Here is a 26,140-nt window from a genome sequence, read left to right as displayed (position 1 = left end):
GCTCTCAATAGAGCGCGGACAGCGCCTTGCCCATATTGAATCCGACGAACTCGTCCTGCCGGCCAAACCGCAGCTTGTTCACCCATTCGGGATCCGACAGCAGCGCACGACCGACCGCGATGACGTCGAATTCGCTGTTGGCGAATTGGCGCAACACCGCCTCCACCGGCGCGGGCTCGATATCGCGAACCTCGGAGGGCTTGAACTCGGTCTGCAACCCCACCGAGCCGACGGCGATGGCCGGCAGCCCCGTGACACGTTTGGTCCAACCCGCCAGGCTCAGTTGCCCGTCGGCTCCCTCCAGATCCGGGAACGCCGGTAGATAGTGCCGCCGCGTGGACGGATGGAAGACGTCCACTCCCGCCTCGACAAGAGGCTCGAGCAGCCGTTCCAGCTCCGCTGGAGTATCGGCGAGCGTAGCCGCGTAATCGGCCTGCTTCCACTGCGAGAACCGGTACAAGACAGGGAAGTCCGGCCCGACGGCGGCGCGTACCGCGCGCACCACCTCGACCGGGAATCGCACCCGATCGGTGGCCGAGCCTCCGTACCCGTCGGCCCGAACATTGGTGCGCTCCCACAAGAACTGGTCGAGCAGGTAGCCGTGGGCGCCGTGCAACTCGACGGCATCGAAGCCCGCATTCCGCGCATTGAGGGCCGCCGTCGCGTATTGCTCGGCAAGCGGGGCCAGCTCACCGGTCTGCAACGCGCGCCCGCGCGGAGATGCGTCACCGGCCAAACCCGATGGGCTCACCGACTCCACGTCCGGATTGAATTCCGGATCGACACCGCGCTCCACACCCTGATGCCAGAGCTGCGCGGCGATCACCGATCCTTCCTGGTGCACTGCGTCGGTGACCGAGGACCAACCTGCCAGCGAATCATCGCCGGTCAACCGCGGAACGCTGGACTGTCCACCGGCGGCATCATGAGGAATGAAGACGCCCTCGGTGATGATCAGCCCCACACCTCCGGCAGCGCGGCGGCGGTAGTACGCGGCCACATTCTCACCGGGTACCCCACCGGGCGAGGCCGACCGCGTCATCGGCGCCATCGCGAACCGATTGGGAGCGGTCAGCGATTTGACGGTGAAGGGCTCGAAGAGCGGTGCTACGTCTGGTCTCACGTCGGTCACGAGGTGTCAAACTACGCCGAGGCCGCATCCATTCCGGATAACGTGGTCAACCATGTCACCAAATCTCTGGCCCCGGCCCGCGTTACTGGTGATCGCCGGTGCAGTCGCCCTATCCGGTACCGCATGCGGAGGGGCTTCGGACAAACCCACGGCATCGTCGCCCGGCCCCGCATCGACAACCGTGACACGGCATGCCGGTGGTAAGGACCGGGCCGGAGGGCTGATCTCCTCGGTGACCGGACACACGGTTCAGGTGAACACCCCGGACGGCACCGCCGATATCGACTTCAACACCATGACGAAGCTCACCGAGGTGCAGCCCGCAGAGCTTTCGGACGTGATCGTGGGCAGTTGCGTGAGCGTGCTCGCCGCACCGGCTGCGGAGGCATCGGACCAGACCACGGCACAACGCGTGCTGATCAGCACCGCCGAGAACAACACGTGCGCGGTGGATACGCCCGCCGGGGGCGCACCACCACCCGCCGGTCCCGACGGCCCGCCGCCGGCTGGACCTGGCGCGCCGCCTCCGTTCGGTGGCCCGAACGTGCATGGCGCGGTTGCCTCCGTGAACGGCAACACCATCGTCATCGCCAACACTGACCCCAGCGGCGCAGCGGAAATTCAGACCAATGTGACCGTGACCGCCGACACCAAGTACGACAAGCGCCAGCCCGCAGAGGCCATCGCGATCACCACCGGAAAATGTGCGGATGCCCGCGGCACCAAGGATGCCCACGGAGTGCTGCAGGCCACCAAGATCGACCTCGGTCCCGCCACTGATGACAAGTGCGGACCGCCGCCACGGTGAGCCTGGATGGACTTGGCGTGAACTTTGCGCAACACACAGCAACTTCGTACACACGCCGGAGCACAACCTCAGCCAACGCAAGCACGCTGAGGTGTCCTATTCGTCGACCATGGAGAACATTGATGTCCCCAACTCAGACACTTGCCCAACCACGATTCGCCCGCGGGGCACTGTTGGCACTCGCCGGACTGACCGCGCTCTCGGTGGCCGCGTGCGGCTCGCACAACGAGACCAACGGTGCCTCCACAAGCTCTGCGGCGCCCACGACTTCGGCAGCCCACAACGGCGAGCACGACGGAAAGGACCGGGTCGCCGGACTTATCGCGTCCGTATCGGGTAACACCATCCAGGTGACCAAGAAGGACGGCAACGCGACCGTCGGCTTCACCCAGTCCACGAAGGTCTCCGAGATCACGGCCGGACAATTGTCGGATGTCACCGCAGGGAGTTGTATTGCCGCGATGGCGCAACAGGACTCGAACCCACCGACCGCCCGGCGAGTGATGATCTGGCCGGCCAAAGACGGTAACTGCGAGAAGGAACACCCGAAGGAGCAACAGCAGTCCTCATCCCCCACGCCGTCATCAGGTAAACGGCCCGAGCACGAAGCCATTCGCGGAACTGTCGCCTCGGTCAGCGGTAACACCATCACCGTGAGCAGTACCGATCCGAGCAGCGGGACGACAGCCCCCACCACCGTGACGGTCAACAACGAGACCGCCTATGCCAAGCGCGCACCGGCGAATCAGAGCGCCATCGTCGCAGGCAAGTGCATCGCCGCTCACGGCGCCAACGACGCATCGGGAAACCTTCAGGCTGCGACAATCACCCTGCGTGCCGCAAAGGATGGCTCATGTGAAGGCGGCCACGAAGGCCATCACCAGCGCTAGACGGTGAAGCCGAGGGCCCGGAGTTGCTCCCGACCATCGTCGGTGATCTTGTCCGGGCCCCACGGCGGCACCCACACCCAATTGATCTTGATTTCTTTGACCAGTCCCGCGCCGACGAGGGCGTTGCGCGACTGATCCTCGATGACATCGGTGAGCGGACACGCCGCCGAGGTGAGCGTCATGTCGATGATGGCGACCTTGCCGCTCTCGCTCTCCTCCACATTGAGCCCGTACACCAGGCCCAGGTCGACCACGTTGATACCGAGCTCGGGGTCAACGACATCGCGCATGGCCTCCTCGAGATCCTCGAGAAGCTTTACTTCTTCTGTTACCTCGGTCATCGGTTCACCTCGTGATGTTCGGTTGCCTGTACCAACGCGTCCTTGAACGCCATCCATCCTAGGAGCGCGCACTTGACGCGGGCGGGATAGCGCGAAACCCCCGCGAAGGCTATGCCGTCGCCGATGATGTCCTCGTCTCCGTCGATGGTGCCCCGCGAGGAGATCATCTCGTTGAACGAGGACACCGTCTTGAGCGCCTCATCCACCGTCAGCCCGATCACCTGGTCCGTGAGCACCGAGGTCGCGGCCTGACTGATGGAACATCCCTGCCCGTCATAGGACACATCGGTAATCGTGTTGTCTTCCAAAGAAATTCGAAGTGTGATCTCATCACCACAGGTCGGGTTCACATGGTGCACCTCGGCCGCGAACGGCTCACGCAGCCCGCGATGATGCGGATGCTTGTAGTGATCCAGGATGACTTCCTGGTACATCTGCTCCAGCCTCACAGGAAGAACTCCTGCGCATGACGGACGCCGGCCACCAATCGGTCGACTTCGTCCAGCGTGTTGTAGACCGCGAAGGATGCGCGGGCGCTCGCCGCGATACCGAAGCGTCGGTGCAGGGGCCACGCGCAGTGATGCCCGACCCGTATCGCCACACCCCCGTCGTCGAGCACCTGGCCCAGGTCGTGTGCGTGAATGCCGTCCACCACGAAGGAGACTGCGCCTCCCCGGTCGATGTTCTCCGCGGGGCCGACGATGCGAACGCCTTCGATACTTCCGAGCCCGGCAAGCGCCGCCTCAACCAACTGATGCTCGTGTGCGGCAACAGCTTCCATACCAATCGCGTTCAGGTAATCCACAGCGGCGCCGAGGCCCACCACCTGGGAGGTCATCGGGACACCAGCCTCAAAACGCTGCGGGGGCGGCGCATAGGTACTGATCTCCATGGTGACGGTCTCGATCATCGAACCGCCGGTGATGAACGGGGGCATGGCCTCCAGCAGCTCGCGACGGCCATACAGCACGCCGACGCCCGACGGGCCGAGCATCTTGTGTCCGGAGAACGCCGCGTAATCCACGCCCAGTTCCCGGAAGTTCACCGGCATGTGCGGAACGGACTGGCAGGCATCCAAGACCACAAGAGCACCCACGGATTTGGCGCGACTCACCAGCTCCGCGACGGGAGCTACCGCACCCGTCACATTGGATTGATGGGTGAAGGAAACGACCTTCACGGCCTCGGTGAGATCGAGCGAATCGAGATCGATACGGCCGTCGTCGGTGACGCCATACCAACGCAAAGTGGCACCCGTGCGGCGGCACAGCTCTTGCCAGGGCACCAGATTCGCGTGGTGTTCCAGCTCCGTGATGACGATCTCATCGCCGGGTCCCACCGCACGGTCGAACCGCTCGTCGCCAAGGGTGTAAGCCACGAGGTTCAGCGATTCGGTGGCGTTCTTGGTGAAGACGATCTCGCCGTCGTCGACACCCACGAAGTGGGCGATCGCATTGCGCGCGCCCTCGTAGGCGTCGGTGGCTTCCTCCGCCAACTGGTGGGCGCCGCGGTGCACGGCAGCGTTGTGCTCGGTGAGGAAGCGACGCTCGGCTTCGAGGACCTGCACGGGGCGCTGCGAGGTGGCCCCGGAATCCAAATACGCCAACGGTTTACCGCCGCGCACCGTCCGGCTCAGGATCGGGAAGTCATCCCTGATCCCCGAGATCCGAGTGGTGTTCAGCGGCACAGTGGCCGTCACGGTCAGGCTCCCACCGTTTGGGTAAAACGCTCGTAGCCGTTCTCTTCCAACTCGTCGGCCAGCTCGGGCCCGCCCGACTCGACGATGCGCCCGCCCACGAAGACGTGCACGAACTGCGGCTGGATGTAACGGAGAATCCGGGTGTAGTGGGTGATGAGCAGCACGCCACCGTGCTCGCGCTCGGCGTACCGATTCACTCCCTCGGACACGATCCGCAGGGCGTCCACATCAAGACCGGAGTCCGTCTCATCCAGAATAGCGATCTTCGGCTTGAGCAGGCCCAGCTGCAGAATCTCGTGGCGCTTCTTCTCGCCGCCCGAGAATCCTTCGTTGACGCTGCGCTCGGCGAAGGCGGAGTCGATCTCCAACTCCCCCATGGCTTCCTTGACTTCCTTGACCCAGTGGCGCAGCTTGGGAGCCTCACCGCGCACGGCGGTTGCCGCGGTACGCAGGAAGTTCGACATCGATACCCCGGGCACCTCGATCGGGTACTGCATGGCCAGGAAGAGGCCGGCACGTGCGCGCTCATCGACAGACAGCTCCAGCACATCTTGTCCGTCCAGGGTGATCGACCCGGAGGTCACCTCGTACTTGGGATGGCCGGCGATGGCGTACGACAGCGTGGACTTGCCAGAGCCGTTGGGGCCCATCACCGCATGGGTCTCCCCCGAGTTCACGGTGAGGTTGACGCCCTTGAGGATCTCGATGGATTCGCCCTCGTTCGGCGAGATGCTGACGTGCAGATCCTTGATTTCTAGCGTGGTCATGAGTTGCTTTCTCTATCTACGAATTGGTCTGGGCGAGTTCGTGTTCGATGGCTTCGGTGAGCCGGTCGCGTACCGACTCGATCCCGATCCGGCCAATGATGTCCTGGAAGAAACCGCGCACCACCAGGCGGCGGGCATCCTCCTCCGGAATACCGCGCGAGCGCAGGTAGAACAGCTGCTCGTCATCGAATCGACCGGTGGCACTGGCGTGTCCGGCGCCGGCGATCTCGCCGGTCTCAATCTCCAGGTTGGGCACCGAGTCCGCCCGTGCCCCGTCGGTGAGGATCAGGTTGCGGTTCAGTTCGAAGGTATCGGTCCCCGTGGCCTCGGCACGGATGAGCACGTCGCCGATCCAGACGGTGTGCGCGTCTGGACGACCAGATTCGGGGTCTCCCTGCAGCGCACCCTTATACGTGACATGCGAACGGCAGTTGGGTTGCGCGTGATCGACCAGCAGCCGATGCTCAAAGAACTGACCGTCGTCGGCGTAGTAGAGACCCAGCAGCTCGGCGTCGCCTCCCGGCGCCTCGAACCGGACAGTGCCGGTGAGGCGAACCAGATCGCCACCGAGTGTGACGGCGATATGCCGCAACACCGCATCCTTGCCCAGTTTGGCGTGGTGCGCACTGACATGTACGGCGTCGTCGGCCCAGTCGGCGATCGAGACGACAGTCAAACGCGATGCGTCCTCGAGCAGGAATTCGACATTCTCGGCGTATGTTCCGCTGCCGCGGTAGTCGATGACCACCAGTGACTCCGACAATTCAGCGGCTCGTACCTGCAGATGTCCGTAGGCCACCGCTCCCTCGCCGGGGCCGGTCACGGCGATCTCGATCGGCTCTGCGACCACTTCCTGCTTACCAACCGACACCACGGTGGCGGATCCGAACGCGGAGTATGCCTGTGCGGCAACTCGATCCGACGGAACGCCACCCTTTCCGAGCCGTTCGTCGGCGCGATCGACCGTCTCGACCGTGACGCCATCACCAGCGGTGACTCCCACGGCCGGATCTGCCGTGGCGACAGCGGATCCGTCGTGCAGACCGCGCAGGCGGCGCAGCGGGGTGAACCGCCACAGCTCGTCACGGCCGCCGGGAACCTCGAAGGCCTCGACATCGTAGGAGCTGAACAGTTCGCCCTTGTTGGAGCCTTCGACAGCTTGAGTCAACTGCGTCATAACTAACCGACCGCGCCTTCCATTTGCAGTTCGATGAGACGGTTGAGTTCGAGCGCGTACTCCATCGGCAGTTCCTTGGCGATGGGCTCGACGAACCCGCGCACCACCATGGCCATGGCCTCGTCTTCGGTCATGCCGCGGCTCATCAGATAGAACAACTGATCGTCACTGACCTTCGAGACCGTCGCCTCGTGCCCCATGGTGACGTCGTCTTCGCGGATGTCGACGTACGGATAGGTGTCGCTGCGACTGATCGAGTCGACAAGTAGCGCATCGCATTTCACCGTCGAGCGGGAGCCGTGCGCCCCCTTGTTGACCTGGACCAGGCCACGGTAAGAGGCACGACCGCCACCACGCGCCACCGACTTGGAAACGATGTTGCTCGACGTGTTCGGCGCCAGGTGCAGCATCTTGGCACCGGTGTCCTGGTGCTGGCCCTCGCCGGCGAACGCCACCGAAAGCACCTCGCCCTTGGCGTGCTCGCCGGTCATCCACACGGCCGGGTACTTCATGGTGACCTTGGAGCCGATGTTGCCGTCGACCCATTCCATGGTGGCCCCCGCCTCGGCGCGCGCCCGCTTGGTCACCAGGTTGAACACGTTGTTCGACCAGTTCTGGATGGTTGTGTAGCGGCAGCGCCCGCCCGGCTTGACGATGATTTCCACCACGGCCGAGTGCAACGAATCGGACTTGTAGATCGGTGCAGTACATCCCTCGACGTAGTGCACGTAGGCGCCCTCGTCGACGATGATGAGCGTCCGCTCGAACTGGCCCATGTTCTCGGTGTTGATACGGAAGTAGGCCTGCAGCGGGATATCGACCTTGACGCCCGGCGGCACGTAGATAAACGAGCCACCCGACCACACCGCGGTGTTGAGCGCGGAGAACTTGTTGTCCCCGGCCGGGATGACGCTGCCGAAGTACTCCTTGAAGATCTCCGGGTGCTCACGCAGGCCAGAGTCGGTGTCCAGGAAGATCACGCCCTGGGCCTCGAGGTCCTCGCGGATCGAGTGATAGACGACTTCGGACTCGTACTGTGCGGCGACACCGGACACCAGGCGCTGCTTCTCGGCTTCGGGGATACCGAGGCGATCGTAGGTGTTCTTGATGTCGGCGGGCAGATCGTCCCACGTGGCTGCCTGCTTCTCGCTGGACCGCACGAAGTACTTGATGTTGTCGAAATCGATGCCCTCAAGGTTCGAGCCCCAGTTCGGCATCGGCTTCTTGTCGAAGGTGCGCAGCGCCTTGAGACGGATATCGAGCATCCATTCGGGCTCGCTCTTCTTGGCCGAGATGTCACGGACCACGGCCTCGGACAGACCGCGCTGCGCGCTGGCCCCCGCGACGTCGGAGTCCGACCAGCCGTAGCCGTAAGTGCCCAAAGACGCAATGGTTTCGTCCTGGGTCATGACCTCACGTTCGAGTGTCATCGTGACTCCTTCTACTCGTTAGACATCCGGTGCGGGCTGGGCACCGGGACGGGGCTGCCGTGCAGGGGGGATGTTTCTGGGCTGCTGTCCGGGGAGGACGTCTGCAGTGGCACGTGGGTGGTACAGGCGCAGTCACCGTTGGCGATGGTCGCCAAACGCTGTACATGTGTTCCCAACACCGCGGCGAAGGCCTCCTGTTCCGCCTCGCACAATTCCGGGAACTCGGCGGCGACATGCGACACCGGGCAATGATGTTGGCAGATCTGCACGCCCTGTAAAAACCCAGCGGATCCGCCTACCTTTTGGGTAGAGGCGGCATATCCCGCACGGGTGAGCGCCTCGGCCACCTGGCCGACGGCCGCCGGCAGATCCTCATCGGCCGCTCCGATCGTCAGATCGCCCAGGATCGCGTCGATGCGGCGCCGCGCGAACGTGCGCACCGCATCGTCGCCGCCGATCTCGCGCAGCTGGCGCATGGCCGCGGAGGCAAGATCGTCGTAGGCGTGGTTGAGCTTGGCCCGGCCAGCGGCCGTGAGCTGAAAGCGTTTTGCCGGACGTCCCCGTCCGTTGTGCTGCCAGGCAGCCGCGGGATTGGCCACCGCGTCACCGGCATCGATCAGTGCGTCCAGGTGCCTGCGCACGCCCGCGGCCGACAGGCCGAGCCGCTCACCGATCTCACCTGCGGTAACGGGCCCAGATTCGAGCAGCAGGCGAACCACCGCGGCCCGGGTCTGCCCCTCCGCGGATGCGGCCGGCGCAGCGTCCAGCGGCGGCACTGCCGTGGCGGCAGCCCCAGCTGAGACACCCGAACCGAATTTCACAACACCAGTGTGACGCAATTCGGAATGCCGCGTCTAGCAAGGGTTACCTATGTTGAGCGGCGCCGTGCCGGCTGGACAGGCCCTGCCCGGCCGGTTCCACGGAGCGGGCACGACGGGCCGATACGCTGCTGGCGTGTCGGTACGTGGGCAATGGCTGAGCTCGTCGCTCTCGCATCTGCATGACGACGAGCGCTCGTCGGCTCCCCTCAATGAGCGCGAGCTCACGGCCATGAACCGAACGCGGCTGTTCGGTGCCACCGGAACCGCCCTGATGGCCATCGGCGCGCTCGGGGCCGGAGCACGCCCCGTCATCCAGGATCCGATCTTCGGGGTCCGGCTGCTGAACCTGCCGTCACGGATCCAAACGGTGTCACTGACGATGACGACCACCGGCGCCGTGATGATGACGCTGGCCTGGCTCATGTTGGGCCGCTTCGCGATCGGCAGCCTGCGCAACAAAGGTCCGGACGGGCGTCCGGATGGGCCCAGAGGTCCGGTGCGCAGGATGTCGCGGGGCCAGCTCGACCGGACCCTGCTGCTGTGGATCCTGCCGCTGCTCATCGCCCCGCCGATGTACTCCAAAGACGTGTACTCGTATCTGGCGCAAAGCCAGATCGCGAGGCTGGGCAAGGACCCGTATACCGAAGGTCCAGCGGTAGCCCTTGGCCTTGACCACGTCTTCACCTTGTCCGTACCGAGCCTGTGGCGAGAAACACCCGCCCCCTACGGTCCGTTGTTCCTGTGGATCGGCAAGGGCATCTCGCGGCTCACCGGCGACGACATCGTCGCGGGGGCGCTCTGCCATCGACTCGTCGAGCTTCTCGGCGTGCTGCTGATCATCTGGGCCACGCCGCGGCTGGCCCAGCGCTGTGGCGTCGCGGAGGTCAGCGCGCTGTGGCTGGGAGCCGCCAATCCACTGTTGTTGATGCACCTGGTCGCCGGGATTCACAACGAGGCCCTCATGTTGGGCCTGATGCTGGCCGGCACCGAACTGGCCATGCGGGGTATCGATTCCACCCGCTCACTCGCCGGCGTCACGCCCAGGTTGAATCCGCTGCGGCCACGCACACGCGCGCAATGGGCCAGCTGGGCGCCGATGGGCAATCTCCTCGCCGGAGCCGTGCTGATCACCGCGTCATCACAGGTCAAACTGCCGTCCCTGTTGGCGCTGGGGTTCGTCGGGATGGCCCTGGCACGCAGGTGGGGTGGCGGGATTCGCGGCCTCTTCCAAGCCGGAGCGTTGCTGGGCATCATCACCGGCGCCTGCACGGTGCTGATCGGATGGGCCAGCGGCCTGGGCTTCGGCTGGATTTACACGCTCGGCACCGCGAACGCGGTGCGCAGCTGGATGTCACCACCGACACTCGTCGCCCTGGGCACCGGACAGGTCGGCATCCTGCTCGGGCTGGGCGATCACACCACCGCCATCCTGTCGCTGACCCGTGGCATCGGCATCGGCATCATCGCCATCGCGGTCTCATGGCTGCTGTTCGCCGTATTGCGTGGACGGCTGCACCCCGTCGGCGGGCTGGGCGTCGCGCTCGGCATCACGGTGCTGCTGTTCCCGGTGGTACAGCCCTGGTACCTGCTGTGGGCGATCATCCCGCTGGCAGCCTGGGCCACCCGGCCCGCCTTCCGCGGCACCGCGATCGGGATCACCCTGCTCGTGGGCATTTTCGGGCCCACCGCCAACGGCGACAGATTCGCTCTGTTCCAGATCATCGACGCCACCGTTGCCAGCGCGATCATCGCCGTCTTGCTCATCGCTATCACGCACGACTATCTGCCATGGCGTCGGCTGCCTAACGGTCACCAAGACGCGCCGCATACTCTGACTGACCGTGACGCAACCACCGACCAGGACAGCACCACCAGTGCGAATGCGGTCAGTGACGAAGCGATACGGGACGGCCACGGCCCCGATCACAGCGTTGGACAGCCTCGATCTTGAGGTCCAGGAGGCGCAGGTCTTCGCGCTGCTCGGACCCAACGGCGCCGGAAAGACCACGACCGTCGAGTTGTGCGAGGGTTTCCTACATCCCGACGAGGGCACCGTCGAGGTGTTGGGGATGGATCCTGTCGCCAAGAACTCAGCGGTGCGCGCACGTATCGGGGTGATGCTGCAGGGCGGCGGCGCCTACCCCACCGCCCGGGCCAGCGAAATGCTTGGACTGGTGGCCTCCTACTCCGCCAATCCTCTTGACCCACAGTGGCTTCTGGACACTCTCGGGCTGACCGACGCTGCCCGCACCCCGTACCGGCGGCTCTCCGGAGGGCAACAACAGCGCCTCGCGCTGGCCTGCGCGCTGGTCGGGCGACCCGAGCTGGTTTTCCTCGACGAGCCGACCGCCGGCATGGACGCACACGCGCGGCTGGTGGTGTGGGAGCTGATCGACTGCCTGCGCCGTGACGGCGTGTCCGTGGTGCTGACCACGCACCACATGAAGGAGGCCGAGGAGTTGGCCGATCAGCTGATGATCATCGACCACGGTTCGGTGGTGGCCGCCGGCACGCCCGCAGAGCTGATGCAATCCGGTGCAGAGAACCAACTGCGCTTCTCCGCGCCACCGCGACTGGACCTGACCTTGCTCACTTCCGCGCTGCCCGAGGGCTACAAGGTCGCCGAGGTGACTCCGGGCGAGTATCGGGTCGAAGGGGTCGTCGACCCGCAGGTGCTGGCCACCGTCACCGCGTGGTGCGCACGGATGGATGTGCTGACCACCGATCTGCGCGTGGAGAAGCGCAGCCTTGAGGATGTGTTCCTCGATCTGACCGGCAGGGAATTGCGATGACCGACACCACCACACCCCGCTTCGATCCGGGCACCTTCGCTCCCGATCCCCGGCCAAGCGCCGTGCACACCATGCTTTTCGCGCAGTTCTGGCTGGAACTCAAGCTGCTGCTGCGCAACGGTGAGCAGCTGCTATTGACGATGTTCATTCCGATAACACTGCTCATCGGATTGACGCTGCTGCCGCTGGGCCAATTTCCCGGCTCGCGCACCGATATCTTCGTGCCCGCCATCATGGCCCTGGCAGTCATTTCCACCGCCTTCACCGGGCAAGCCATCGCGGTCGGGTTCGATCGTCGATACGGCGCGCTGAAACGTTTGGGGGCCACCGCCTTACCGGTGTGGGGAATCATCGCCGGCAAGGCACTGGCCGTGGTCACGGTGGTGGTGCTACAGGCAGCCGTCATCGGTGCGATCGGTGGCGCACTGGGCTGGCGCCCGCCCCCGGTCGGGCTGTTGCTCGGCGCGGTAGTCATCGCGATCGGCACCGCGACGTTCGTCGCGATGGGCCTGCTGCTGGGCGGCACGCTGCGTGCGGAAATCGTGCTGGCGCTGGCGAATCTGCTGTGGTTCATCTTCGCGGGGTTGGGTGCACTGACACTCGAAGACGGTCGCACCACCGATGCCATTCCGCATGCCGTGGTGCTGTTGGCACGGCTGTCTCCCTCCGGTGCTCTCTCGGAGGCGCTGGCCGCCGCGATGACCCTGTCGGTGGACTGGTTCGCCATCGCTGTGCTCGCGGTATGGGGTGCGCTCGCGAGTTACGGAGCGCTGCGCTGGTTCAAATTCACCTGAGCCACTTCAGCACCGACAGGGGCGGGGACAAGATGCGCCTGGACTTCATGCTGCTCGACCTCACACCCTATGGCCGTCAAGAAGATTGGGAGGAGTCGCCCGCAATGCCCGGTACGCGGCCCGGCCGACGATATCGGCCAGATCCGTGGCTGACCATCGCGGCTCGGGGCTCAGCATCAACCGTATGGCCCCCTCGCTGATCGCCAGGAGTGTTTCGACCAGCGGGGGCATCACGAAGTCCACATCGCGGACCTGCCAGCGCTGCAGCAGGGGTCGCATGACTTCGCAGATCTGTGCCCGGATCTGGGACCGCCCTTGCGAAATAGCCTCGGCCAGAACGGGATCTGACTGCGCCGCCGCGATGATCTGCCATGAGGCCGGGCGCGCGCCAACGTCGGCGAGCAGGGCGCCGAATCCGTCGACGAACATCTGCTCAACGGAGCCCGTCCGTGGTGGCGGAAGTACCGCACGCAAGCTGGCCAGGGCTCGTCGCGTTTCGCGTTCCAGCAGTTGCGTCAGTACCTCACTTCGCCCGTTGTAGCACGCATACACAACGGGGCGGGTGACGCCCATGCGCGTGGCGATGGCAGCCATCGTCACATTCGCCACGCCTTGTTCAGCGGCGATCTGCAGGGCCGTGTCCAGCACCTGCGCCCGCCTCCGCTCCGGTCCGAGGTGTTCGGCCCGGGCGCGGGGATTGGTCGAGGCTGGCGGCGCAGTGACGGTGTCCTCCTACGGCTGGCACGACTGGCCCGGCTACTGCAGATACACGTTGGCGATGATGAGCACCGGCCAGGCGACAATTTCTCCCAGCATAGAGAAGAGCCAGTCCAATCCGGTGAGTTGTTCAAGGTGGCCACGGTGGGTCATTGCCCAAATCAACCCGATCACGAAGTACGGCAAACCGATGACGATCGCCAGATAGACCAGCTGGCGGATGCTGAGACGGCGGTCGAGCAGGTCCTTGATCATGGCGTGTTCCTTCTGAATCATCCAACGGTGCCGAGAATCGGCTCGGACTCTCTAATTCCCTCGTCGCTGGGAGCTTGTCCCTCTCCGAACACACGGGCTTTCTGCCGTTCCCGAAGGTCGCGATGCGCCCGGCTCGGAATCTCATAGCCGTACAGTTCCTGAGCCTGTCTGGGCGTCATGGTGATCGAGCTTTTCGGCGGGATCGACAGGAGCACGCGGGCGCCGATGGGCACGGTGGCTGGTGAGATCAACCGGAGCAGGATCAATTGCAGCCGCTTGCTCATGCTGATCGCGGTGAATGCGGCACTTATCGGTGGCACGATCACCGCATCAAGCACGGGTGCAACGCTTAGCCCCGCCATCTCCCGCATCCACCGGGGCATGGTGGCCAGGGTGCCCCGGCGCAAAAACCATGTGATCACCTTGGTGAACGGCCGCAACAGCAGTGGCATCGGCGGCAGCATCACCTCGGCACTGAGCAAGTGCCGCATGGCCTGCTGGGCGATATCAGAGCCGATGAGCTGCGGGCGCATCTTTTCGAAGTACTCGCTTATCCCCTCACGCGTTCGGGGGATATCGCCCGGGTCGCAGGTCTGCAATTCCGCCGCACGGGCACATTCACTCCAGAACTGGGCTTCTTCGTTGTGGGAAAGCCGCCCTGGGCCGTACTTCTCGTAGGCGAGCAGAATCGAATGCCAGGCCGTGAGGTGGATCCACAACTGCGATTCGGGATTGTTCGCGTCGTAGTTTTCTCCGGTCACCGGATCGACACCGATGGCCTTGGAGTGAATTTTGACCAGGACATCGGCCGCCCTGGCTGTCGACCTGCTGTCGTCGAATGCAACCATCGCGAAGTATCGCAAGGTTCGGTCGTAACGAGTCCTTGGCCGCGCATAGATTTCATGGGTCTTGTCCACGGCCGCAATCAGTCCGGGATCGAGTTCCTCGATTACCACGGCACGCTGAAATCCAATGGACAGCGACGTCGGATAGCTCCACACACGCCAGGACACCGATTCGGGGCCAAAGAAGCCGTAGTCCTCAGCAGGTTCAACCTTCGGCAATGACAGCCACTCCCGGATCACACTCACAGGCCCGCTCCCTCTGCGCCAGCAATCCTACGGTCTGTAGGATTTTTCTACACAGCGTAGGATTCAGGATGGAATCGCTTACGTCAAGGGGTCAAGCGTCAACCAATCGATCCACCCGCCCGAACCGCGCACGCACACGAGATGGGCAGTGATTACTACAGGGCGTAGTTGGGTGTGGCATAGACTCAGCACGTGCTATATCGAGCGTTCCTGCGGGTAGTCGATCTGCTGCCGATGCCGAGCCTGCGGACGCAGCGACTCATCGCCGCCGCGGTGGTGCTCACGCAAGGTGGCATTGCCGTCACCGGCGCCGTCGTGCGCGTGACCGCTTCCGGGCTTGGTTGCCCCACCTGGCCCCAATGCTTCCCGGGGAGCTTCACTCCCGTCGCCGTCGCGGAGGTGCCACGTATCCATCAGGCCGTGGAATTCGGCAATCGGATGATCAGTTTCCTGGTGGTTATCACCGCGGCGCTGGCGGTACTCGCGGTCACCCGCGCGCGCCGCCGTCGCGAAGTCCTGGTGTACGCCTGGCTGATGCCGGCCTCTACCGTGCTGCAGGCGATCATCGGCGGCATCACGGTGCGCACCGGCCTGCTGTGGTGGACAGTCGCGATCCACCTGCTCGTCTCGATGGGCATGGTGTGGTTGGCGACGCTGCTGTACGTGAAAGTCGGTGAGCCCGATGTTGTTTCCGATCTACCCACCGTGCCACCGCCTCCCGCACCGCTGAGTCGGCTCACCGCGTTGATCGGCGTGACGCTGGCCGGGGTTCTGGTGGCCGGAACGCTGGTCACCGGTGCCGGACCGCACGCCGGAGACAAGAGCATCACCCGCGTGGTTCCCCGGCTGCAGGTCGAGATCACCACATTGGTGCACCTGCACGGCACACTGCTCGTCGCCTACCTGGCGCTGCTACTAGGCCTGGGATTCGGCCTGGCCGCCGTCGGCGTGACCCGAAATGTGTGGGCGCGCTTCACGGTAGTGCTGTCGCTCACCGCGGCGCAGGCGCTGATCGGAATCGTGCAGTTCTACACCGGGGTGCCCGCCGTGCTCGTCGCGGTTCACGTCGCGGGTGCCGCAGCCTGCACCGCCGCCACCGCCGCGCTCTGGGCCGCGCTCACCACTCCGGAGCTAGCCGCGACCGCCCTGCCCCAGCGGGCCAAGACCCAAACGCTCTAACGCCTCCTCGACACCGATCACGAACTTTCGCTGCGCGAGGTCACGTTCCTCGGTCTCCAACTGGCGCCAGCCCAGGGACGGCTCGACCAGCTCGAGCTCCAACAGTCGCGGATCGTTGTCATGCACCCCACCGATCACATCAACGCGTGCGTAGAGCAACTCGCCCATGGCCACACCGGATCTCGTCGCCGCCGCCGCCAGCGCGGTAGCACCAAACTTCCACAGCGCCGACGACGGCTTCACCGGCGCCAAGTGTTCGGAATGGAACAGCCCAGAGTCGTCGACCTTGGCCGCGGTACCCGGCGGAGGCAACAGCGCACCCTTGGTGAACGCGTGCGAGGGTTCACCGTTGAGGAAGACCAGAGCCGTCTCACCATGCTGATCGACCCGCGGATCGTAGGGCTGGATGAGCACCGTGCGGCCCTCGTCCTGCAGTGCCTCCGCGTGATCGCGCGCGGTCTCCGGGCAGGTGAAGCGGCCCGCACCTCGAGAACCGCCCGCTACCGCAGGCTTGATGACGAGTTCCCCGTCGGGCAGCACGATGGGCTCATCGGGCGCGAAAAACGTGCTCGGCACCGTCGAAACACCGGCGGCAGCAAGGTCATTCAAGTAACGCTTGTCGGTATTCCAACGCACCACCGGCAGCGGGTTGAGTATGTTGCGGACCGATCCGGCCCAACACAGGAATTCATCCAGGCGTTCGGGGTAGTCCCACGTCGCACGCAAAATCACCAGATCTGCCTGTGCGACCTCCGGGTCGTCCCAGGACAGCCACCGTGCATGCAGATCGCGAACACGCAGCGCGGAAACAAGTTCGGCGTCGTCACCGTCACCGGAGACGAGCTGAGGACAACCGGCCAGAACGATGCGCGGATGGAAGATATCCGGCCGTCCCAGCCTTACGTCCGGGCGACCCACCCGGCCATCTTCTTGGCGTGACCCGGTGCCGGGTTGGCCGTGCTGACCAGTTCACGGTCCCATCCCTCGGCGATCTCTATGCCTTCGACCGCCGCCACGGCAGCATGCGCGGTGGCAAGATCGGCGACAACCTGATCACCGAGGATCCCGTCGGCGCCCACGAGGGTGATCCGGACACCGGCCTCTCCAACCGGCTGCAACACCGCCTTGGTGGGCATGTGGTGCGCCTTCACGAATGCGGTGAGCGCCCGGTGCACGGTTGACGGGACAGACACCTTCCGCTCCTGAGCGGCCGGCTGAGCTTCGTCGGTCATAGGTAGAGCGTACGTGGCCTGGATACTGGTACTTATGCGCGCCATCGAAGTACCAGTGACCGGCGGACCCGACGTCCTCACCCTCGTCGAAAAGGCAGACCCGGTACCGGGTCCCGGCGAGGTGCTGATCGAGGTCGAGGCCGTGGGTGTCAACTTCCGCGATGTCTATCTGCGCAACGGCAGCTACGCGGCCCCGCTCCCCCATATCCCCGGGTCGGAGGTCAGCGGAGTGGTGAGCGCAGTCGGGGAAGGCGTCGAGAACCTGGTCCCAGGAGACCGCGTCGCCAGCCCGGTAGCAGCCTGGGGATACGCCGAATTGACCACCTCGCCAGCCGATTTCACCGCCAAGGTGCCCGAGGGACTGTCCGGCGAGGTGGCGGCGAGCGCCCTGCTGCAGGGAATCACCGCGCATTACCTACTCACCTCGGTCTATCCCGTCGCGGCCGGCGACACCGTGTTGGTGCATGCCGGCGCCGGCGGCATGGGCTTGCTGCTGACGCAGTGGGCGACCTATCGCGGTGTCCGGGTCATCACCACGGTGTCGAGCGAGGCCAAGGAGAAACTTTCCCGCGAAGCGGGCGCCGCAGAGGTGCTGCCCTATCCGGATCCTGCCGACCCATCTGAATTCGCTTCACGCATCCTGGAATTGACCTCGGGCGAGGGCGTCGCAGTGGCCTACGACGGCGTCGGCAAGTCGACTTTCGAAGCCAGCTTGGCAGCCGTCCGTGTGCGCGGTCTGATAGCTCTGTACGGCGCCGCCAGCGGTCAGGTGCCGCCCTTCGATCCGCAGCGCCTCACCGCCAAGTCGGCGGTGCTGACTCGTCCCACGATGGGCCATTTCATCCGGACCCCCGAAGAGTTCGCGTGGCGTGCCGATGATGTCCTTGACCTGGTGTCACGCGGCACGTTGAAGATCACCGTCGGCGCTAGCTACCCGTTGGATCAGGCTGCGCAGGCCCATAGCGACCTCGAGGCACGCAAGACCACCGGGTCGGTGGTTCTGATTCCCTAGGGCCGCTGAGCGTCATGCTTGCGACGGGGATCTGGAATCTAGTAGCCGAGCAGCGTCGGCCAGCCGACAACGGAGTCGACCGCCAGCGCGCAGAACACGACGGCCAGATAGTTGTTCGACTGCAGGAACAAACGTAGCGGCCTGATGGGCTGACCCTTGCGCACACCCGAGTACAGCTGGTGCGCCATCGCCAGGAACCACACCCCGGCCACGAACGCGACCACCGCGTAGATGACGCCGGCAGCCAGCGCGAGCGCCAACGTCGCCAGCACCGTGAGCCAGGTGTAGACCAGGATCAGTGTGGTGACCTTCTCCTCGGTGGCGATCACGGGCAGCATCGGGACGCCGGCAGCGCGGTAGTCCTCCTTGTACCGCATCGCTAGAGCCCAGGTGTGCGGCGGCGTCCAGAAGAAGATGATCGCGAACATCACCAATGCCGGCCACTGAATCGTGCCGGTAACCGCCGACCAGCCGATCATCACCGGCATACATCCGGCGGCCCCGCCCCACACCACGTTCTGGGCAGTACGGCGCTTGAGCACCAACGTGTAGACGAAGACGTAGAACGCGATGGTGGCCACCGCAAGTACGCCCGAAAGCAGGTTCGCGGTCCACCACAGCCATGCGAACGCCCCGACACCGAGCACAACCCCGAAGATCAGGGCGTTGCGAGTGCTCACCGAGGAGGTAGCCAGCGGCCGCCGCGCGGTGCGTTTCATGACCTTGTCGATATCCGCGTCGGCGACACAGTTCAGGGTGTTGGCGCTGGCCGCGGCCATGATTCCACCGAGCAGCGTATTCAGGATCAGCAGCGGATTCACGTGACCGCGATCGGCCAACAACATCGCCGGGATGGTGGTGACCAGCAACAGCTCGATCACCCGCGGCTTGGTCAGCGCAACATAGGCGAGGATCATGCGGAGAAAGGGCGGTGCGTTACGGCCATGGCCTTGCGCGTCTTGCGTCTCTCGCATCCGCACCGCGCTGATCCTCCTGGGTAGCTTTTCTGGTGAGCCAGCCGACCCGCGGCACTGAGCGCTCTACTACACACGATGGTAGACCGCCAGGGTCGGGCGTCGACAACCAAGGTCGGCCCATTGAAGTGAACATAGGTTGTCCACCATCGAACTATCACATTGCTGGCGCGGCGTCACCCGGCCTTGAGGCAGCGGCGGGAAATCGGCAGCACTACGATGGGCCCGTGACCGCGATCTCGCATGAACTGGCGGAAATCCCGACCGATATCCCAACCCTCACCCGGGCCAACCACCCGGATGACTGGACAGAGCTGGACACGCGTGCGGTGGACACCGCGCGGGTGCTCGCGGCCGACGCCGTGCAGAAGGTCGGCAACGGCCACCCCGGCACCGCGATGAGCCTTGCGCCCTTGGCGTACACGCTCTTTCAGCGGCAGCTGCGCCACGACCCCAGTGACACCACCTGGATCGGCCGCGACCGATTCGTGCTGTCCTGCGGGCACAGCAGTCTGACCCTGTACTTGCAGCTGTACTTGGGCGGGTTCGGCCTGGAACTCTCCGACATCGAGGCGCTGCGTACCTGGGGTTCCCTGACTCCCGGCCACCCGGAGTACCACCACACCAAGGGTGTGGAGATCACCACCGGCCCGCTTGGCCAGGGCCTGGCCTCTGCGGTCGGCATGGCGATGGCCTCTCGGTACGAGCGCGGCCTGTTCGATCCCGACGCCGCGCCCGGCGCCAGCCCGTTCGATCACTTCATCTACGTCATCGCCTCCGACGGCGACATCGAGGAGGGCGTCACCTCCGAGGCATCTTCCCTGGCGGGTACCCAGCAGCTTGGCAACCTCATCGTCATCTGGGACGACAACAAGATCTCCATCGAGCACGACACCAAGATCGCGCTCAGCGAGGACACCGCGGCCCGTTACGAGGCGTATGGCTGGCACGTGCAGACCGTTGTCGGCGGAGAGAACGTCACCGGCATCGAGGAAGCACTGGCCAACGCGCGTGCCGTCACGGACCGGCCGTCGTTCATCGCGCTGCGCACGATCATCGGTTACCCCGCCCCCACCAAGATGAACACCGGTGGCGTGCACGGCTCGGCCCTGGGGGCCGACGAGGTGGCCGCCACCAAGAAGATCCTGGGCTTCGATCCGGAGAAATCCTTCGATGTGGCCCCCGAGGTCATCGCCCACACCCGCGAGCTGGTGCAGCGCGGTAAGGAAGCACACACCGAGTGGGACAAGGGCTTTGGCGCCTGGGCCGCCCGCGAGCCCGAGCGCAAGGCACTGCTGGATCGGCTTGAGGCGCGCGTGCTGCCCGAAGGCTGGGACGCAGATCTGCCGTCCTGGGAGCCCGGATCCAAGGGCGTCGCCACCCGTGCCGCGTCCGGCGACACCCTCTCCGCGCTCGGGGCCAAGCTACCCGAGCTGTGGGGCGGCTCCGCGGACCTCGCCGGCAGCAACAACACCACCATCAAGGGCGCCGATTCCTTCGGCCCGCGGTCCATCGCGACGTCCGACTGGAATGCCCAGCCATACGGTCGCACACTGCATTTCGGTATCCGCGAGCACGCGATGGGTTCCATTCTGTCCGGCATCGTGTTGCACGGTCCCACCCGCGCCTACGGCGGAACGTTCCTGCAGTTCGCCGACTACATGCGTCCCGCGGTGCGTCTGGCCGCGCTGATGAACATCGACCCGATTTACGTCTGGACGCACGACTCGATCGGTCTCGGCGAGGACGGCCCCACGCACCAGCCGGTGGAGCACCTGGCAGCCCTGCGTGCGATCCCGAACCTGTCGGTGGTCCGTCCCGGTGACGCCAACGAAACGGCCTACGCCTGGGCTACCATTCTCGAGCGTCGTTCCAGCACCGGTCCGGTCGGTCTGGCGTTGACGCGCCAGGGCGTGCCGATCCTGGAGGGCACCAGCCGCGACGGTGTGGCCAAGGGCGGTTATGTGCTGGACGCCGCTGATGGCACTCCCGATGTGGTGCTCATCGGGACCGGCTCGGAACTGCAGCTGGCAGTGGAGGCGAAGAAACTTCTCGCCGCCAAGGGAATCTCGGCGTCCGTGGTGTCGTTCCCCTGTGTGGAATGGTTCGAGGCGCAGTCTCAGGAATACCGCGACAGCGTGCTGCCGCCGTCAGTACGCGCGCGTGTCTCGGTGGAAGCCGGAATCGCTCAGGGCTGGTACAAGTTCGTCGGCGACGCCGGCCAGATTGTCTCCCTGGAGCACTTCGGGGCTTCCGCCGACGACAAGACATTGTTCCGCGAGTTCGGCTTCACCCCGGATGCAGTGGCTGCGGCCGCCGAAAGGTCAATCGCAGCAGCTCAATAACCCGAATCTGAAGGGATAGATCGATGACTGATCAGAACGCTAATCTCGCCGAACTGAGCGAGGCCGGAGTCGCCGTCTGGCTCGACGATCTCTCCCGGGACCGGCTCAACTCGGGCAACCTTGCCGAGCTGATTGCGACCAGGAGCGTCGTCGGGGTGACCACCAACCCGGCGATCTTCCAGGCCGCCCTGTCCAAGGGACAGGCCTACGACGCGCAGATCGCGGAGCTGGCCGAGCGTGGCGCCGACGTCGATTCGGCAATTCGCACCGCCACCACCGACGACGTGCGCGCCGCCTGCGATGTGCTGGCCCCGCAGTACGAGGCCTCCGAGGGTGTGGATGGCCGGGTTTCCATCGAGGTGGACCCCCGTCTGGCTCATGACACCGACAAGTCCATCCTGCAGGCGATCGAGTTGTGGAAGATCGTCGACCGGCCGAACGTGCTGATCAAGATTCCGGCGACCAAGGCGGGCCTGCCCGCGATCTCGGCCGTGATCGCCGAGGGCATCTCGGTGAACGTCACCCTGATCTTCTCGGTGGACCGCCACAAGGAAGTCATGGACGCCTACCTGACCGGCCTGGAGGCCGCGAAGGAAGCCGGCCGCGACCTGTCCAAGATCCACTCGGTGGCCTCGTTCTTCGTATCGCGAGTGGACACCGAGATCGACAAGCGCCTCGAAGACATCGGCAGCGGTCAGGCACTCTCGCTGCGCGGCCGGGCCGGCGTCGCCAACGCCCGACTGGCCTACCAGGCCTACGAGAAGGTCTTCGACCACGGACACCGCTTCGCCGCGCTCAAGGGCGCCGGTGCTCGGGTGCAACGTCCGCTATGGGCCTCGACCGGAGTCAAGAACCCCGAGTATGACGACACAATGTATGTCGTGGACCTGGTGGCTCCGCACACGGTGAACACCATGCCCGAGAAGACACTGGAGGCAGTTGCCGATCACGGCATTGTCACCGGTAACACCATTCACGGCACCTATGACGGTGCGCACGCGGTGTTCCATGAGCTGACTCGCGCCGGCATCGATCTCGATGACGTGTTCGAGGTGCTCGAAACCGAGGGTGTCGAGAAGTTCGAGGTCGCATGGAACGAGCTCATCGACGCCACCCAAGCCCAACTCGACGCGGTATCCACCAAGGACTGAGCGTGGATGACGGTCTTCACACGAAAGGCTCATCCATGACTGATGTTCTCCCCGCGAACGGCTCGTCCGCGAAAAACCCGTTGCGGGACAAGCGCGATAAGCGTTTGCCCCGCATTGCGGGACCCTGCTCGCTGGTGATTTTCGGCGTCACCGGCGATCTGGCCCGTAAGAAGCTGATGCCGGCCATCTACGACCTGGCCAATCGCGGGCTCTTGCCTCCGTCGTTCGCATTGGTTGGATTCGCCCGCCGCGACTGGGCCAACGAGGACTTCGGGCAGATCGTGCTCGACGCCGTCAAGGCACACTCGCGCACGCCGTTCCGCCAGCATGTATGGGATCGCCTTGCCGAGGGAATCCGGTTTGTACAAGGCAGTTTCGACGATGACGCGGCCTTCGAGCAGCTCAAGAAGACGCTGCAGACGCTCGACGAGGAGCGCGGCACCGGCGGCAATCACGCCTTCTACCTGTCGATTCCGCCGAAGGCCTTTCCCACGGTCTGCGAGCAGCTGTCCAAATCCGGCCTCGCACAACCAGTGGACGGGGCCTGGCGCCGGGTGGTGATCGAGAAACCCTTCGGCCATGACCTCAAGAGCGCCCGCGAGCTGAACGCGGTGGTCAACGAGGTGTTCCCCGAGGAGTCGGTCTTCCGCATCGACCACTACCTCGGCAAGGAGACAGTGCAGAACATTTTGGCGTTGCGTTTCGCGAACCAGTTGTTTGACCCCATCTGGAACGCACACTTCGTCGACCACGTGCAGATCACCATGGCCGAAGACATCGGGCTCGGCGGGCGCGCAGGCTATTACGACGGCATCGGAGCAGCCCGCGATGTCATCCAGAACCATCTGCTGCAGCTGCTGGCCTTCACTGCGATGGAAGAGCCCATCAACTTCTCCCCCGCCGAGCTGCAGGCCGAGAAGATCAAGGTGCTCTCGGCCACCCGGCTGGCCGAACCGCTCGCCGAAACCACCGCCCGTGGCCAGTACGGACCGGGATGGCAAGGCAGTCAGCAGGTTCCGGGCCTCTTGGAGGAGGAAGGCTTCTCCAAGACCTCCACCACCGAGACGTTCGCGGCCATCACCCTGGAAGTGGACAGTCGGCGCTGGGCGGGGGTCCCGTTCTACTTGCGCACCGGAAAGCGGTTGGGCCGCAGGGTCACGGAGATCGCGTTGGTGTTCAAGCGGGCCCCGCATCTGCCCTTCGACTCCACGATGACCGAGGAGCTCGGCGCCAATGCGCTGGTCATCCGGGTGCAGCCCGACGAGGGCGTCACACTGCGGTTCGGCTCGAAGGTCCCCGGTACCGCCATGGAGGTGCGGGACGTCAACATGGACTTCTCGTACGAACAGGCCTTCACCGAGGAATCACCGGAGGCCTACGAGCGGTTGATCCTCGACGTGCTGTTGGGAGAACCGTCGCTGTTCCCGGTCAACGCCGAAGTCGAATTGTCCTGGCGGATTCTGGATCCCGCACTGGACTTCTGGGCATCGGAAGGCAAACCGGACACGTACGAATCGGGTACCTGGGGGCCGCAGTCGGCCGTGGAAATGCTGGCCCGCAGTGGCCGGGAATGGAGGCGGCCATGATCATCGACCTACCCAACACCACCACCAACGACGTCAACAAGAAGCTGGTGGAGCTGCGCGAGACCGGTGGCGCCGTCACCATGGCCCGTGTGCTGACCCTCGTCGTCATCACCGACGCCGGGGACAATGTCGAAGAGGTGATCGAGGCAGCCAACGGCGCCAGCCACGAGCATCCGTGTCGGGTGATCGTGCTGGAACGCAATCCTCTTGCCCCGGATACCGGATTGAGCGCACAGATCCGTGTCGGCGGCGATGCCGGGGCCGGGGAGGTCGTCGTGTTGCGGCTGCGTGGTCCGCTCGCCGCTCACGAACACAGTGTGGTGATTCCGTTTCTGCTGCCAGACACGCCCGTGGTGGCGTGGTGGCCGAACCAGGCTCCTGCCATTCCCGCGCAAGATCCGCTGGGTCGTTTGGCGATTCGCCGGATCACCGATGCCACGACCGCACCGGATCCCCTGACCGCCATCAAGAACCGCCTCACCGGCTACACCCCGGGCGACACCGATCTGTCATGGAGCCGCATCACCTACTGGCGGGCCTTGCTCGCCTCGGCGCTGGATCAGCCGCCGTACGAGGGCATCAATTCGGCGGTGGTATCCGGCCTGGCCAACGAACCCGCGCTCGATGTCACCGCGGGATGGCTGGCCTCACGCATCAACGGACCCGTCACCCGGCTGGTCGGCGACCTGAAGGTGGAACTACACCGGGACAGCGAGATCGTCACGCTGAGCCGTCCGCAGACCGGAGCCATCGCAACGTTGGCCCGCACCGGACGCCCATCGGCATCACTTCCGTTGCCGCGCAGGGAGACACGAGATTGTTTGGCCGAGGATCTGCGCCGCCTCGATCCCGACGAGATCTACCGTACGGCGCTCGAGGGAATCGCGAAGGTGCAATACGTATGAGTGAGACGATCATCGAAAAGTACGCGGACACTGATGCTTTAGTGGCCGCAGCCGGTGATCGGCTGGCATTGGCAATCGCCGGTGCCCTCACCGAACGCGGTAAGGCGATGATCGTGCTGACCGGCGGCGGTACCGGCATTGCCCTGCTCAAGCATTTGCGTGATGTCGCGAGCGATCTCGACTGGGACAATGTCCACGTGTTCTGGGGCGATGACCGGTACGTTCCCAAGACCGATCCGGAACGCAATGCCTGGCAGGCGTGGGAGGCCCTGCTGGAGCATGTGAACTTCCCACTGCGCAACATGCATGCCATGCCCAACAGCGAGAGCGAGTACGGCACCGACCTGGACGCGGCCGCTCTCGCATACGAACAGCTGCTGGCGGCCAATGCCGAACCCGGCCAGGACTGCCCCGCCTTCGATGTCCACTTGCTGGGTATGGGCGGCGAGGGCCACATCAATTCATTGTTCCCGCACACCGACGCCGTCAAGGAGACACAACGGCTTGTGGTGGCGGTGCCCGACTCCCCCAAGCCGCCGCCGCAGCGGATCACGTTGACATTGCCTGCCATTCAGCGTTCCCGTGAGGTGTGGCTGGTTGTGTCCGGCGAGGCCAAGGCCGAGGCGGTAGCTGCGGCCATCGGCGGCGCCGACCCGATCGATGTGCCCGCCGCCGGCGCCAAGGGCACCGAGCGTACGGTGTGGCTGCTCGATGACGCGGCCGCAAGCCAGCTGGGCTAGCCCGCGAACATTTCGGGCAACAACATTCGCTGATCTCCCTTGCGCGGGGTAGGCCGCACCGCGCTGAACGCCGCTCTTGGGAGTGCCGTAGGCACACCCAAGAGAGATTCGGCGTCCTCAGATCACCGCAACAGGGTATTGACCTGCCGAAGCCAGGCGGCATATATTACCGATTATTCAATTCGCTGCCGCTCTGGCGGCGTATTGCGGGCACGGACGCCACAACCGGATCATGCCGGGTCAACAGCCGCGCCCATCGCGGCTACCTGGTAAGGAGTTCGACGGATGCAAAACCGGATGCT

General features: G+C 64.9%; 26 protein-coding genes. 12 read left to right on the top strand and 14 right to left on the bottom strand.

Annotation, left to right across the window (positions count from 1 at the left end):
- Positions 1-4: 4 nt before the first annotated feature.
- A complete protein-coding gene (locus BKG76_RS20855) occupies positions 5-1,132 on the bottom strand; it encodes an NADH:flavin oxidoreductase (protein ID WP_070939607.1) in 1,128 nt (375 codons plus the stop codon).
- Positions 1,133-1,313: 181 nt separating this feature from the next.
- Here BKG76_RS20855 and BKG76_RS20850 point away from each other — a divergent pair, with 181 nt between their 5' ends.
- Both BKG76_RS20850 and BKG76_RS20845 read left to right on the top strand, forming a co-directional pair.
- Positions 1,314-1,940 (top strand): DUF5666 domain-containing protein, encoded by a 627-nt coding sequence (locus BKG76_RS20850; RefSeq protein WP_070939606.1) that lies wholly within the window; start codon positions 1,314-1,316, stop codon positions 1,938-1,940.
- A gap of 122 nt (positions 1,941-2,062) precedes the next feature.
- Entirely contained in the window at positions 2,063-2,830 is a 768-nt protein-coding gene (locus BKG76_RS20845; RefSeq protein ID WP_070939605.1) for a DUF5666 domain-containing protein, read from the top strand.
- Here BKG76_RS20845 and BKG76_RS20840 read toward each other — a convergent pair.
- Genes BKG76_RS20840 through BKG76_RS20810 form a run of 7 tightly spaced genes read right to left on the bottom strand, consistent with a single transcriptional unit; the run spans position 2,827 to position 9,065 of the window.
- Positions 2,827-3,171, bottom strand: coding sequence for a metal-sulfur cluster assembly factor (locus tag BKG76_RS20840; RefSeq protein WP_070939604.1), 345 nt, complete (start codon positions 3,169-3,171; stop codon positions 2,827-2,829). The genes BKG76_RS20845 and BKG76_RS20840 overlap by 4 nt on opposite strands.
- Entirely contained in the window at positions 3,168-3,620 is a 453-nt protein-coding gene (sufU, locus tag BKG76_RS20835) for a Fe-S cluster assembly sulfur transfer protein SufU (RefSeq protein WP_070939603.1), read from the bottom strand. Before sufU ends, BKG76_RS20840 begins: the two co-directional genes overlap by 4 nt.
- Entirely contained in the window at positions 3,617-4,870 is a 1,254-nt protein-coding gene (locus BKG76_RS20830) for a cysteine desulfurase (RefSeq protein ID WP_070939602.1), read from the bottom strand. The genes sufU and BKG76_RS20830 overlap by 4 nt, the downstream gene beginning before the upstream one ends.
- Positions 4,871-4,872: 2 nt before the next feature.
- Positions 4,873-5,637: a Fe-S cluster assembly ATPase SufC gene (sufC, locus tag BKG76_RS20825; RefSeq protein ID WP_070939601.1), complete on the bottom strand. Its 765-nt coding sequence runs from the start codon at positions 5,635-5,637 to the stop codon at positions 4,873-4,875.
- Positions 5,638-5,653: 16 nt separating this feature from the next.
- Positions 5,654-6,814: a Fe-S cluster assembly protein SufD gene (gene sufD, locus BKG76_RS20820; RefSeq protein ID WP_070939600.1), complete on the bottom strand. Its 1,161-nt coding sequence runs from the start codon at positions 6,812-6,814 to the stop codon at positions 5,654-5,656.
- Between the two features lie 2 nt (positions 6,815-6,816).
- A complete protein-coding gene (sufB, locus tag BKG76_RS20815; protein ID WP_070940034.1) occupies positions 6,817-8,223 on the bottom strand; it encodes a Fe-S cluster assembly protein SufB in 1,407 nt (468 codons plus the stop codon).
- A 32-nt stretch (positions 8,224-8,255) separates the two neighbouring features.
- Positions 8,256-9,065 (bottom strand): helix-turn-helix transcriptional regulator, encoded by an 810-nt coding sequence (locus BKG76_RS20810; RefSeq protein ID WP_070939599.1) that lies wholly within the window; start codon positions 9,063-9,065, stop codon positions 8,256-8,258.
- 133 nt (positions 9,066-9,198) lie between these two features.
- Here BKG76_RS20810 and mptB point away from each other — a divergent pair, with 133 nt between their 5' ends.
- The 3 genes from mptB to BKG76_RS20795 are packed head-to-tail and all read left to right on the top strand — an operon-like array spanning position 9,199 to position 12,651.
- Complete coding sequence (gene mptB, locus BKG76_RS20805; protein ID WP_070940033.1) at positions 9,199-11,016, top strand: polyprenol phosphomannose-dependent alpha 1,6 mannosyltransferase MptB; 1,818 nt, start codon at positions 9,199-9,201, stop codon at positions 11,014-11,016.
- Entirely contained in the window at positions 10,997-11,857 is an 861-nt protein-coding gene (locus tag BKG76_RS20800) for an ABC transporter ATP-binding protein (protein ID WP_078343325.1), read from the top strand. The genes mptB and BKG76_RS20800 overlap by 20 nt, the downstream gene beginning before the upstream one ends.
- Positions 11,854-12,651: an ABC transporter permease gene (locus BKG76_RS20795; RefSeq protein WP_070939597.1), complete on the top strand. Its 798-nt coding sequence runs from the start codon at positions 11,854-11,856 to the stop codon at positions 12,649-12,651. Before BKG76_RS20800 ends, BKG76_RS20795 begins: the two co-directional genes overlap by 4 nt.
- Before the next feature lie 60 nt (positions 12,652-12,711).
- Here BKG76_RS20795 and BKG76_RS20790 read toward each other — a convergent pair whose 3' ends face one another.
- From BKG76_RS20790 to BKG76_RS20780, 3 genes are all read right to left on the bottom strand, one after another.
- Positions 12,712-13,299 carry a TetR/AcrR family transcriptional regulator gene (locus BKG76_RS20790; RefSeq protein ID WP_070939596.1) on the bottom strand — a complete coding sequence of 196 codons (588 nt, stop codon included), beginning with the start codon at positions 13,297-13,299 and terminating at the stop codon, positions 12,712-12,714.
- 108 nt (positions 13,300-13,407) lie between these two features.
- Complete coding sequence (locus BKG76_RS20785) at positions 13,408-13,623, bottom strand: hypothetical protein (RefSeq protein ID WP_078278290.1); 216 nt, start codon at positions 13,621-13,623, stop codon at positions 13,408-13,410.
- A 17-nt stretch (positions 13,624-13,640) separates the two neighbouring features.
- Complete coding sequence (locus tag BKG76_RS20780; protein ID WP_070939594.1) at positions 13,641-14,714, bottom strand: oxygenase MpaB family protein; 1,074 nt, start codon at positions 14,712-14,714, stop codon at positions 13,641-13,643.
- A 192-nt stretch (positions 14,715-14,906) separates the two neighbouring features.
- Here BKG76_RS20780 and BKG76_RS20775 point away from each other — a divergent pair, with 192 nt between their 5' ends.
- Positions 14,907-15,893 (top strand): COX15/CtaA family protein, encoded by a 987-nt coding sequence (locus BKG76_RS20775; RefSeq protein ID WP_070939593.1) that lies wholly within the window; start codon positions 14,907-14,909, stop codon positions 15,891-15,893.
- Here the strand turns inward: BKG76_RS20775 and BKG76_RS20770 are convergent.
- Positions 15,846-16,811 carry an ATP-grasp domain-containing protein gene (locus tag BKG76_RS20770; protein WP_070939592.1) on the bottom strand — a complete coding sequence of 322 codons (966 nt, stop codon included), beginning with the start codon at positions 16,809-16,811 and terminating at the stop codon, positions 15,846-15,848. The two genes, BKG76_RS20775 and BKG76_RS20770, sit on opposite strands and share 48 nt — an antisense overlap.
- Positions 16,793-17,125: a hypothetical protein gene (locus tag BKG76_RS20765; protein ID WP_070939591.1), complete on the bottom strand. Its 333-nt coding sequence runs from the start codon at positions 17,123-17,125 to the stop codon at positions 16,793-16,795. The genes BKG76_RS20770 and BKG76_RS20765 overlap by 19 nt, the downstream gene beginning before the upstream one ends.
- A 34-nt stretch (positions 17,126-17,159) precedes the next feature.
- Between BKG76_RS20765 and BKG76_RS20760 the strand changes: the two genes are divergently transcribed.
- Positions 17,160-18,137: a quinone oxidoreductase family protein gene (locus BKG76_RS20760; RefSeq protein WP_070940032.1), complete on the top strand. Its 978-nt coding sequence runs from the start codon at positions 17,160-17,162 to the stop codon at positions 18,135-18,137.
- 38 nt (positions 18,138-18,175) lie between these two features.
- On the opposite strand, the gene BKG76_RS20755 is transcribed toward BKG76_RS20760, so the two are convergent.
- Positions 18,176-19,111 carry a heme o synthase gene (locus BKG76_RS20755; protein ID WP_070939590.1) on the bottom strand — a complete coding sequence of 312 codons (936 nt, stop codon included), beginning with the start codon at positions 19,109-19,111 and terminating at the stop codon, positions 18,176-18,178.
- Positions 19,112-19,338: 227 nt separating this feature from the next.
- Between BKG76_RS20755 and tkt the strand changes: the two genes are divergently transcribed.
- The 5 genes from tkt to pgl are packed head-to-tail and all read left to right on the top strand — an operon-like array spanning position 19,339 to position 25,838.
- Complete coding sequence (gene tkt, locus BKG76_RS20750; protein ID WP_070939589.1) at positions 19,339-21,456, top strand: transketolase; 2,118 nt, start codon at positions 19,339-19,341, stop codon at positions 21,454-21,456.
- A gap of 23 nt (positions 21,457-21,479) precedes the next feature.
- Positions 21,480-22,607, top strand: a complete 1,128-nt coding sequence (gene tal / locus BKG76_RS20745; protein ID WP_070939588.1) for a transaldolase — start codon at positions 21,480-21,482, stop codon at positions 22,605-22,607.
- A 35-nt stretch (positions 22,608-22,642) separates the two neighbouring features.
- Positions 22,643-24,193 carry a glucose-6-phosphate dehydrogenase gene (gene zwf / locus BKG76_RS20740; RefSeq protein WP_070940030.1) on the top strand — a complete coding sequence of 517 codons (1,551 nt, stop codon included), beginning with the start codon at positions 22,643-22,645 and terminating at the stop codon, positions 24,191-24,193.
- Complete coding sequence (opcA, locus tag BKG76_RS20735) at positions 24,190-25,098, top strand: glucose-6-phosphate dehydrogenase assembly protein OpcA (protein ID WP_070940031.1); 909 nt, start codon at positions 24,190-24,192, stop codon at positions 25,096-25,098. Before zwf ends, opcA begins: the two co-directional genes overlap by 4 nt.
- On the top strand, positions 25,095-25,838 hold the full coding sequence (gene pgl, locus BKG76_RS20730) for a 6-phosphogluconolactonase (RefSeq protein ID WP_070939587.1): 744 nt from the start codon (positions 25,095-25,097) through the stop codon (positions 25,836-25,838). The genes opcA and pgl overlap by 4 nt, the downstream gene beginning before the upstream one ends.
- Positions 25,839-26,140 lie beyond the last annotated feature (302 nt).

The sequence above is a fragment of the Mycobacteroides franklinii genome, assembly GCF_001853795.1.
GTDB classification, from domain to species: domain Bacteria; phylum Actinomycetota; class Actinomycetes; order Mycobacteriales; family Mycobacteriaceae; genus Mycobacterium; species Mycobacterium franklinii.
Note: the sequence above shows the minus strand (reverse complement) of the source record. Positions and strands in the feature narration are given on the sequence as shown.